The sequence below is a fragment of the Herbaspirillum sp. GW821-FHT09A12 genome (genome assembly GCF_059418325.1).
In genome coordinates, this window is the sequence record NZ_JBWKPR010000001.1 from 1,045,212 (window position 1) to 1,054,241 (window position 9,030).

13 protein-coding genes are annotated in these 9,030 nt (G+C 62.3%); 11 read left to right on the top strand and 2 right to left on the bottom strand.

The genetic code is table 11. The features are described from left to right. Positions 1 to 328: 328 nt before the first annotated feature. The 8 genes from AC07N6_RS04735 to AC07N6_RS04770 all read left to right on the top strand — a co-directional run bounded on the left by AC07N6_RS04735 (position 329) and on the right by AC07N6_RS04770 (position 5,791). Complete coding sequence (locus AC07N6_RS04735) at positions 329 to 526, top strand: CsbD family protein (protein ID WP_494781159.1); 198 nt, start codon at positions 329 to 331, stop codon at positions 524 to 526. A 108-nt stretch (positions 527 to 634) separates the two neighbouring features. Continuing rightward, positions 635 to 841 carry a hypothetical protein gene (locus AC07N6_RS04740; protein WP_494781160.1) on the top strand — a complete coding sequence of 69 codons (207 nt, stop codon included), beginning with the start codon at positions 635 to 637 and terminating at the stop codon, positions 839 to 841. A gap of 86 nt (positions 842 to 927) precedes the next feature. Then, entirely contained in the window at positions 928 to 1,257 is a 330-nt protein-coding gene (locus AC07N6_RS04745; protein WP_494781161.1) for a BON domain-containing protein, read from the top strand. A 310-nt stretch (positions 1,258 to 1,567) separates the two neighbouring features. Next, a complete protein-coding gene (locus AC07N6_RS04750; RefSeq protein WP_494781162.1) occupies positions 1,568 to 2,197 on the top strand; it encodes a response regulator in 630 nt (209 codons plus the stop codon). 84 nt (positions 2,198 to 2,281) lie between these two features. Beyond that, complete coding sequence (locus tag AC07N6_RS04755; protein WP_494781163.1) at positions 2,282 to 2,770, top strand: response regulator; 489 nt, start codon at positions 2,282 to 2,284, stop codon at positions 2,768 to 2,770. 117 nt (positions 2,771 to 2,887) lie between these two features. Next, on the top strand, positions 2,888 to 4,921 hold the full coding sequence (locus AC07N6_RS04760) for a PAS domain-containing sensor histidine kinase (protein ID WP_494781164.1): 2,034 nt from the start codon (positions 2,888 to 2,890) through the stop codon (positions 4,919 to 4,921). Between the two features lie 177 nt (positions 4,922 to 5,098). After that, positions 5,099 to 5,452 (top strand): hypothetical protein, encoded by a 354-nt coding sequence (locus AC07N6_RS04765; protein WP_494781165.1) that lies wholly within the window; start codon positions 5,099 to 5,101, stop codon positions 5,450 to 5,452. Positions 5,453 to 5,575: 123 nt separating this feature from the next. Then, on the top strand, positions 5,576 to 5,791 hold the full coding sequence (locus tag AC07N6_RS04770) for a YMGG-like glycine zipper-containing protein (RefSeq protein WP_494781166.1): 216 nt from the start codon (positions 5,576 to 5,578) through the stop codon (positions 5,789 to 5,791). 106 nt (positions 5,792 to 5,897) lie between these two features. On the opposite strand, the gene AC07N6_RS04775 is transcribed toward AC07N6_RS04770, so the two are convergent. Beyond that, on the bottom strand, positions 5,898 to 6,218 hold the full coding sequence (locus AC07N6_RS04775; RefSeq protein ID WP_494781167.1) for a hypothetical protein: 321 nt from the start codon (positions 6,216 to 6,218) through the stop codon (positions 5,898 to 5,900). Positions 6,219 to 6,398: 180 nt separating this feature from the next. Here AC07N6_RS04775 and AC07N6_RS04780 point away from each other — a divergent pair, with 180 nt between their 5' ends. Continuing rightward, positions 6,399 to 6,611, top strand: coding sequence for a hypothetical protein (locus AC07N6_RS04780; protein WP_494781168.1), 213 nt, complete (start codon positions 6,399 to 6,401; stop codon positions 6,609 to 6,611). A 72-nt stretch (positions 6,612 to 6,683) separates the two neighbouring features. Further along, positions 6,684 to 7,352, top strand: coding sequence for an ANTAR domain-containing response regulator (locus AC07N6_RS04785; protein ID WP_494781169.1), 669 nt, complete (start codon positions 6,684 to 6,686; stop codon positions 7,350 to 7,352). Positions 7,353 to 7,489: 137 nt separating this feature from the next. Here the strand turns inward: AC07N6_RS04785 and AC07N6_RS04790 are convergent, their stop codons facing one another. Beyond that, the gene (locus AC07N6_RS04790) at positions 7,490 to 7,696 is read right to left on the bottom strand and encodes a hypothetical protein (RefSeq protein WP_494781170.1); all 207 of its coding nucleotides are present in this window, start codon (positions 7,694 to 7,696) and stop codon (positions 7,490 to 7,492) included. A gap of 13 nt (positions 7,697 to 7,709) precedes the next feature. Here AC07N6_RS04790 and AC07N6_RS04795 point away from each other — a divergent pair, with 13 nt between their 5' ends. Continuing rightward, positions 7,710 to 8,999, top strand: coding sequence for a CmpA/NrtA family ABC transporter substrate-binding protein (locus tag AC07N6_RS04795; protein ID WP_494781171.1), 1,290 nt, complete (start codon positions 7,710 to 7,712; stop codon positions 8,997 to 8,999). Positions 9,000 to 9,030 lie beyond the last annotated feature (31 nt).

The window sequence follows — 9,030 nt, forward strand, 5'->3', positions numbered from 1 at the left end:
GTGTCTGCTTGCTCCGGCGATTGCCGGGGCGGCAACAGATGGTTCGCTGGGCCGACACTGGTTCCGATGCCCAGTGCCGCCATCCTAGGCGCCGTCATGCGCGCCCGCCATCGGACGGCGACGCAAGCCGGCGTAGGAATCAAGGCTTTCCCGTCCGCCGCCTGTGCCGGGCAATGGGGGCAAAGCGCTGGAACCCAATCCTGTGGCGGTTTTTCGCGTTGTCCTACAAGACAATCGGGGAGCGTCCTATAGAGCGCGGCCGTGATCGATTGTTAACATTTTCCTCACATTGCAATGCTGACCCAACCTTACTTTTGGAGGCGCATCCATGAACAAGAAGACGATCACCGGCCATTTCCAGTTCGTCCTGGGCAAAGTCCAGGAACGGCTCGCTTCGATGACGGGCAATGCCGCATGGCAGCAAGCTGCCTTGCAGCGCCAGACCGACGGCAAGATCATGCATGCGGTGGGCGAGGCGCAGGACCTGATCAAGCGTTCATTGCGTCACCAGCGCGCGCCGCTGTGAATGCGGCTGCGCCAATGGCCGGTCCGGCGCCCGCCGGGCATTGAGGTCGTTTGTCCTACAGGCCAATCGGCTTGGGGCCTATAGAAGCTGCGGTGGGCGGCGCGTATCTTGGCGGAATCGGATCGCGCGCCGCAGGCAAGCGGAGGATGGCAGAAGCCGGAAAGCATGGCCGAAGATGAAACGCGGCAGGCAATCCGGCGCGGTGAAAAGAACAACAAAGGAACACCAAAGGAGACAGTCATGGACAAGCTCGTGCTTGGATGGCTTTTGGGCGTGCCGGTGCTGATGCTGATCGTTCTGCAGTATCTGATGTGAACGAACGGCGGCGCGGCCAATGAGGAATCCGGAACGACCGGAGCGCGGCCGGCATGTTGCCGATTTTTTCTTTAGGAGAGCAATTGATGACGTTGAACAAAATATCCCTCACCAAACGTTTCGCGGGCTTCTTCCTGGCGCTGTTGATGGTGTCGCTGGTGGGTTGCGCTTCCGGCCCGGGCCAGGAAGGCAGCGGCGAATATGTCGACGATGCCGTCATCACGACCAAGGTCAAGGCGGCGATCTTCAATGAGCCCAACCTGAGTTCGTCGGAAATCAATGTCGAAACTTACAAGGGAGTGGTGCAGCTGTCCGGTTTCGTCTCCAGCGCGACCTCCGCCACCCGTGCCACCGAGCTGGCCCGTGGCGTCAAGGGCGTCGTATCGGTGCGCAATGACTTGCGGTTGAAACAGTAAGCCTTCGAGCAGTCCTGCATGGACGGCGAGCGCAGCCGGCCCTGGGCCGGTTTGCGCTTGTTTGCTTCCAGAGCGCATTGGCGGCGGCCGGCGCGCTCCGGAAGCAGACAGCCAATGGGCTGTAAGGTATAGTTAAAGGCCATTACGCCAAGGCATTTCAAGATCGGTTCGGCGGCGGCCGGATGGATATTGCGCAAGCGGGCCGGCGCCGGCGCCATGACCGCGATGTATGGCCTGGCCGGGCCGGCAGGAAGCCATCCGCAAGCAGCGCAAGCCATGCCGCGGCATCATTATCACCGCTCAAATTACCATGACAAAAATACTTGTAGTCGATGACCACGCGGTCGTGCGGGCAGGTGTACAGCACTTCATCTCCGAAATTCCGGCCATGGAGGTCGGCGGCGAGGCCAGTACCGCCGAAGAAGCGATCCGCCTGGTGCGCACCCAGGACTGGGATATCGTGCTGCTGGATATCGCCATGCCGGATAAAAGCGGGGTGGAAGTGTTGAAGCAGATCAAGCGCGAAAAGCCCGACTTGCCGGTGCTGATGCTGAGCATGCATCCCGAGAGCCGCTACGCGGTGCAGGTGCTGCGCAGCGGCGCCAGCGGCTATGTGCAGAAGGAGGCGCTGGCCACGGAGCTGGTCAATGCCATCAACACCATCCTGCGCGGCCATAAATACATCAGCTACGGCGTGGCCGAACTCCTGACCAGCGAGCCGGTGGATTCGGAAAAGCCGCTGCACGAGACGCTTTCCCAGCGCGAGTACGAGATTTTCTACAAGCTTGGGCAGGGCCAGGGCGTGACCCAGATCGCCGATGAACTGTGCCTCTCGGTCAAGACCGTCAGCACTTACCGTTCACGCGTGCTGCAGAAGATGAGCATGACCAACAACGCGGACATCATTTATTACGCGATCAAGAACAACCTGATCGATTGAGCATGCCGCCATCCGGCCATCGGCCGGTGGGCAAGGCGGCGTTTCCGGAGACGCGGGCGGCATCGAAAGAGAATAGTGCAGATCATGAACGACATCCTCAATTCCTGGGCGGAGCGCAGCGCTGGCGACGCGCCCTTGCGGATCTTCCTGGTGGAGGATTCGGAGGATGTGCGTGAGCTGATCGTGGAAAGCCTGGCCGAAATCGCCGGCGTCAGCCTGGTCGGATATGCCGAGAGCGAGGCCGATGCGCTGCTGCACCTCCAGCACAACAGCTATGACGTATTGATCCTGGATATCCAGCTGAAGCAAGGCAATGGCATGAGCCTGCTGCAATCGCTCGCGCGGTGCGACGCCCGGCGCCAGAACGAGGTCAAGGTGGTGTTCAGCAACCATGTCAGCCCGACTTACCGCCGTGCGGGCCAGCAATGCGGCGTGGGGCATTTCTTCGACAAGTCCTCCGAGTTGCCGCTGCTGTACGATTTGCTTGAGAAGCTGGCGCGTGAAAAGATGGGCGTGGCAAGTTATGCTCCTGCCAATGCGCCGCCCGGCCCGGTGCTGCCCGGCAGCCTCTGACCCATCTTCTTTTGCGGCGCCGTTGCCTGGAATCAGGCAGGTCTTTTCGGGGCAGTTCGGCGCGATCGCCATAGACTCAAAAAAAACAGCTTCAACAGAAGCAGGGGATTCCCGACGATGCAAAAGAAAAACGGCGGCCTTCACCCGTTCTCGGCCGATATGCAAAAGAACTCCTCTGCCGAGCACTTCGCCGCTTCCCAATCCAACTACAGCAGCATGGTGACATTGGCCATGGGCCTGGCCATGGCGGTGATCCTGTTTGGCATCGTGGTGCTGGCCGCGGCCTTCCTGGAAGATGAATACCGCAAGCTGCTGGCCGACCTGCTGGCGGTCAAGGAGGTGACGGCCGCCGGCTTCATCCTGGGCGGTGGTGCGCTGTACCTGCGTTGCGTCAACCTATCGGCGCATAGCGCGCGGCTGGGCCTGCTGGTCAATCTCCTGGCGCTGCTGCTGCTGGTGCTGGGCGGGGTTACGCTGGTGCATGGCAGCTTGTATGGGCTGGGCTGGCTGCCGGTGGATGCGGCGCATCCGATTTCCCCGTTGGCGATCCCGCCGCTGCTGTCGGTCGGTTTCCTGCTGATGGCGGCGATCCTGCTGCTGCACGACTGGCGCCTGCTGGGCGGCTATTACCCGTCCGAATACCTTTGCTTCGGCCTGATCGGGCTCTCCGCGATCCCGCTGGTGGGCTATATCTACGGCGTCAGCCAGTTCATTTACTTCGATTTCTACCTGCCGGTGCCATTGCTGGCGGCCATGGTGCTGGCGCTCCTGGGCGTGGCGCTGCTGATGGCCAGCCCCGGCCATCCGGTGATGGCGGTGATCATGCGCATCGCGCCGGGCGGACAGATGCTGCGCCGGCTGTTGCCGCAGACCTTGTTCCTGCTGCTGGCCTTCAGCCTGTTGCTGAACTGGGGCCTGTCCAATGGCTGGATCGTGCCGGAGCTGCTGCTGCCCACGCTGACGCTGGTCAACGGCGCGATCATCTTGTTCATCTTCTGGAGCTCGGCCAGCAAGCTCGACAGCGAATACGGCGAGCGCACGCGCAACGCGCAGAAGCTGGCCGAGACCAGCGCGCTGCTCAATGCGGTCAGCGAAAGCACCAGCGACCCCATTTTCGTCAAGAATCGCCAGGGCCTGATGATTTTCGCCAATCCGGCCACGCTGCAAAAGCTCGGCAAGACCTGGGAGGAAACCATGTACCGCTCCAGCCGCGAGCTGTTCATGGTGGAAGAGGAGGCCGACCGCATCGACCGCGACGACCGCCGCGTGATGGCCTCAGGCAACCCGGAGAAGCTGGAGCAGACGCTTCATCTGCCGGAGGGCATCATTACCTTCCAGACCGCCAAGGTGCCCTGGTTCGGCAAGGACGGCAGCGTGCAAGGGGTGATCGGGATCAGCACCGACATCACCGAGCGCAAACTGGCCGAGGATGTGCTGCGCCAGCGCGAGAGCCAGCTGGAAAAAACCGTGGTGCAGCGTACCGCGCTGCTGCGCGAACTGACCAACCACCTGGAGACGGTGCGCGAAGAAGAAAAGCGCGCCATCGCGCGCGAACTGCACGACAACATGGGCGCTTCGCTCACGGCCTTGTCGATGCACCTGGAGGGGGTCTACCAGGTGCTGCCGGCCGATGAGAAATGGGTGGATCGCAAGACCCGCATGCAGGGCCTGCTCAAATCGCTGGTGGCGACCACGCGGCGCATCCAGACCGAGCTGCGTCCCAATACATTGGACCTGTTCGGCTTGAAGGCGGCGATTTCGGAGCAGCTCGACGAGCTGCACGAGCGCACCGGCATCGCCTGCCACGCCAGCCTGCCGGACGAGGACGTGGCGGTCGGCCATGAGATGGAGATCGCCATCTACCGCATGCTGCAGGAGGCGCTCAACAACGTCACCAAACACGCCAAGGCCAGCAAGGTCGACGTCATCCTCGACATCGACGAGGACCACGTGGCGCTGACGGTGCGCGACGATGGCGTGGGCATACCGGAAGAGCGGCGCGACAACCACAAGACCTACGGCCTGCGCGGCCTGCGCGAGCGGGCCACCTATTTCGGCGGCAAGGTCGATATCCGCTCCACCCCGGGCAAGGGGGCGCTGGTCACCATCAGCCTGCCTATCCGGCCGGAGATGGCGCCCACTGAAAGCTGAGTAAGCCCGCGGCGTAGGAAGAGTCCTACGCGAGAATCGGACAGGGCTGATTTTGTGCCGCAGCATTTTCGGCGAACATATGCCTATCGTGCGGCAGAGCAAAGCAATGCCCAACAGCTCTGGCCGATTGCATGGCGATTTGCCCACGGCCACATGGGTGGCCCCCAGGGAGGGACCATGAAAAAAATATTACTTGGATTCTGCCTGCTGGCGGGAATGTCGGCGGCGGTCGCGCAGGCCGGCGCCCAAGGCCAAGGCTCCGATGCGCCGCTGGCGGACTCGGCCTCGCGCTGGTCGTCATCGGTGATGGAACGCCACGCGCCGCTGGATTCCGCGCAATTGCAGAAGCTGGGGCAGAAAAAATTCCGCTACATGGACATGGCCCAGGGCAAGCGTTCGACATCGATCCGCAACGCGGTGATTGTCCGCGGCCCGGCGGGCGCCAGGCCGGACGGCGCCACCCAGCCCCAAGCCTATCGCCGCCATTCCCAGCCAGGCCAGCCCACGCTGGTCATGCGTCCGATGACCTGATACTGCAGAGCTGCGGTAAGCGGATGCAAGCGATGTAAGCCTTTCCGGTTTCTGCCTGCGGTTGAGGAATTCGAATCGTTTTCGGGCATCTAATCTACTCCCACATATCAAGGAGGTGCCGTCATGAAAACAATTCAAAAAGCCGCTATCGCTGCCAGCGCCGTGTTTGCCTTTTCGGCGTTGAGCGGCTGCAGCAACATGTCGCAACGTGACAAGAATACCGCCATCGGCGCGGGCGTCGGCGCCATCGGCGGCGCCGTGTTGACCGGGGGCAGCGGCATCGGCACCGCCGGCGGCGCTGCCGTGGGCGGCGTGATCGGCAACCAGATCGGCCGCTAACCGGCCGTTAACCGGCCCTAAGACCAGGGGCCATGCCGGATACGCCGGCCACAGAAACCAGAAAAGCCGGCGATGCCGGCTTTTTTGCTGGAATCGCCCCCTCCGTTCAGGAGGCCGGGGCAGTCTCCCTGTAATCCTTGTAGATGCGTTTGGCGCGCTGCATGTCTTCTTTTTTCGCGGCGGCGGCTTGCTCCCGGCAGCCCTTGGCTTCCTTGCCGCGCATTCCCTTGCAGGCCTGCAAGGCCTCGCCATAGGCGGCGTTGGCTTCCTTGCCCAGGTTCCGGTAGCGTGCCTTGGGGGTATCGTCGGCGTGGTACCAGCGCGCAGGGTCGGCCTTGCTGACGTCTTCTTCGGCGGCATGGACAAAAGAGGCGCACAGCGCCGTCGCGGCAACCAGGAAAGGGACTGCGAGGATGTTTTTCTTCATAGGCTCACCTCATGAGGGAAATTGGCAAAGGCGTGGGCGGCCGATCATGCCGGCATCGGCCAGGCCGGGCGCAAAGGAACACGGTGCGGCGCCGACTGCGCGCGCTCCCGGCCGCAGGACGGATGTTATCAGGCTTGGGCTGTGGATAGGCCAGGGGACTTGGGGCGATCGGCGTGCGGCATGATCATCGGCATGATTGCCGGCATGATTATCGGCAAGAAAAGGCGCCCGGCCTTGCCGGGAAAAGCGGAAAGCGCCCAATGGTGCGCAATTTGCTATATCGTTTTGGCATGCCGCACCGGCGCCTGCGCCTGTTTTTATGGGGATGCATGTTTTTTGAGCGGCAATGGGTTACTATTCCGGCCGTCAATCGCATGCTGCTTCGCAGCGTAAGCGCTGGAAACGGACCCGCGAGTTTGACGTGTTTGCGTTCTCACCAGAGCCGATAGCCAGTTCGTCCTTTCTATGAAGTCCGGTAGCCCATCGACATCTACCGCCCCCGCGAGCGGGCGTGCGCTGCGTATCGTCATCGTCAATTCCGTGCCGCACCTGGAAGAGGACCATGACGCAGCCGCGCATGAGCAGGCGCAACAGCGGGCCGAGGCGCTGCGGGCCGGGCTGCTGGATGCAGGCTACAACATCATCGCCGCGCTGCCGGCCGACCTTTCGTTGCCGGACCGCATTGCCAGCCTGCAGCCGGACATGATCATCATCGAAGCCGAGTCCGACGCGCGCGACGTGCTGGAACACATCGTGATCGCCACCCGCGACGAGCGCCGCCCCATCGTCATGTTCACCGAAGACGACGACACCTCCAGCATGGAAGCCGCGATGGCCGCCGGGGTCACCGCCTACATCGTGGCGGGCCTGCATTCCGAACGGGTCAAGCCGGTGCTGGACGTGGCGCTGGCGCGTTTCCGTCAGGAGCAGAAGCTGCTGGCCGAGCTGTCCGATACCCGTAACAAGCTGGCCGAACGCAAACTGGTCGAGCGCGCCAAGGGCGTGCTGATGGCGCGCAAGGGCCTGTCCGAAGACCAGGCCTACCAGAAGCTGCGCGGCATGGCGATGAACCGTAACCTCAAACTCTCCGAAGTGGCCCAGCGCCTGCTGGATGCCGAGGACCTGCTGGGCTGAACGCCTCTTTCCCGGCCGCTTTCCCCTGCTTTTCTCTTCCGCCAATTTGGTGCAAGGCACAAATGAAGTGCGATTGGGCGCTCGTTTTGCTGGCGTTTCATGCCTTCCCCGAAATGTGCGCGCACGTTCCCGGGCAACTACCGCAGATCCCGTTTCCATAGGGGATTGCCGGCATGCGGCAGGCTTTTCCATGCGTCTGGCACGGTCTTTGCTGAACGTAACTCGTAGCGCAACGAGTGCGCATAGGTGCGGCCAACGGAGGTTGCATCGCCCAAGACAAAGGCGTCTTTCGACATGAAGCGATTCATGCCGGAATACGCCTTTTTTTGTTTATCGGTGAGCAATGGGGAAAATGCTATGGATTTCCAAGAAGAGCAGGCGGGCAAGGCGGTGGCCGGAGCAGTCAATGGCGCGGACGTGGATGCGACGCGCCGCAAGATCATTCATACCGCGGGCATCGCGGCGGGAGCGAGCATGATGGGTTTAGCCACCGGCGGCGCCTGGGCGGCCGGTTCCGACAAGCCGGAGAAGGAAGAAGTCAAGATCGGTTTCATTCCCCTGACCGATTGCGCTTCGGTGGTGATGGCTTCGGTGCTGGGCTTCGACAAGAAGTACGGCATCAAGATCGTGCCCAGCAAGGAGGCTTCCTGGGCCGGCGTGCGCGACAAGCTGACCAATGGCGAACTGGACGCCGCCCATGTGCTGTACGGCCTGATCTACGGCGTGCAGCTGGGCATCGGCGGCCAGAAGAAGGACATGGCGGTGCTGATGGGCCTGAACCACAACGGCCAGGCCATCACCCTCTCGAAGAAGCTGGCCGACAAGGGCGCCGTGGACGGCGCCTCGCTGGCCAAGCTGATGCAGACCGACAAGCGCGAATACACCTTCGCCCAGACCTTTCCCACCGGCACCCACGCGATGTGGCTGTACTACTGGCTGGCGGCCAACGGCATCAACCCGATGAAGGATGCCAAGGTGATCACCGTGCCGCCGCCGCAAATGGTGGCCAACATGCGCGTGGGGAACATGGACGGCTTCTGCGTGGGCGAGCCCTGGGGCCATCGCGCCATCGTCGACGGCGTGGGCATCACCGCCACCACCACCCAGGACATCTGGAAAGACCATCCGGAAAAGGTGCTGGGCACGTCGCTGGAGTTCGTCAAGAAATACCCCAACACCTGCCGCGCGATGATGGCTGCCATCCTCGACGCCGGCAAGTGGATCGACGCCTCGCTGACCAACAAGAACAAGATGGCCGAAGTCATCGCCGACAAGTCCTATGTCAACACCAGCAAGGACGTGATCGACCAGCGCATCCTGGGCCGCTACCAGAATGGCCTGGGCAAGACCTGGGACGACCCCAACTACATGAAGTTCTACGACGACGGCACGGTCAACTTCCCGTACCTGTCGGACGGCATGTGGTTCATGACCCAGCACCGCCGCTGGGGCCTGTTGAAGAGCGATCCGGACTATCTCGCCGTGGCCAAGGCGGTCAACCAGATCGACCTGTTCAAGGATGCCGCCGCGATGACCAAGACGCCGGTGCCCAAGGATGTCATGCGCAGCTCCAAGTTCATGGACGGCACCGTGTGGGACGGCAAGAATCCGGCGGCCTATGCGCAGTCGTTCAAGATCAAGGTCTGATCGCGGCCGCATGCGATTGAAGTTCCATCAG

Excerpts from the sequence above, each read along its gene's own strand:
- AC07N6_RS04735 (WP_494781159.1), top strand. The coding sequence starts at position 329 with ATGAACAAGAAGACGATCACCGGCCATTTCCAGTTCGTCCTGGGCAAA.
- AC07N6_RS04745 (WP_494781161.1), top strand. The coding sequence starts at position 928 with ATGACGTTGAACAAAATATCCCTCACCAAACGTTTCGCGGGCTTCTTC.
- AC07N6_RS04750 (WP_494781162.1), top strand. The coding sequence starts at position 1,568 with ATGACAAAAATACTTGTAGTCGATGACCACGCGGTCGTGCGGGCAGGT.
- AC07N6_RS04755 (WP_494781163.1), top strand. The coding sequence starts at position 2,282 with ATGAACGACATCCTCAATTCCTGGGCGGAGCGCAGCGCTGGCGACGCG.
- AC07N6_RS04760 (WP_494781164.1), top strand. The coding sequence starts at position 2,888 with ATGCAAAAGAAAAACGGCGGCCTTCACCCGTTCTCGGCCGATATGCAA.
- AC07N6_RS04765 (WP_494781165.1), top strand. The coding sequence starts at position 5,099 with ATGAAAAAAATATTACTTGGATTCTGCCTGCTGGCGGGAATGTCGGCG.
- AC07N6_RS04770 (WP_494781166.1), top strand. The coding sequence starts at position 5,576 with ATGAAAACAATTCAAAAAGCCGCTATCGCTGCCAGCGCCGTGTTTGCC.
- AC07N6_RS04775 (WP_494781167.1), bottom strand. The coding sequence starts at position 6,218 with ATGAAGAAAAACATCCTCGCAGTCCCTTTCCTGGTTGCCGCGACGGCG.
- AC07N6_RS04780 (WP_494781168.1), top strand. The coding sequence starts at position 6,399 with ATGATCATCGGCATGATTGCCGGCATGATTATCGGCAAGAAAAGGCGC.
- AC07N6_RS04785 (WP_494781169.1), top strand. The coding sequence starts at position 6,684 with ATGAAGTCCGGTAGCCCATCGACATCTACCGCCCCCGCGAGCGGGCGT.
- AC07N6_RS04795 (WP_494781171.1), top strand. The coding sequence starts at position 7,710 with ATGGATTTCCAAGAAGAGCAGGCGGGCAAGGCGGTGGCCGGAGCAGTC.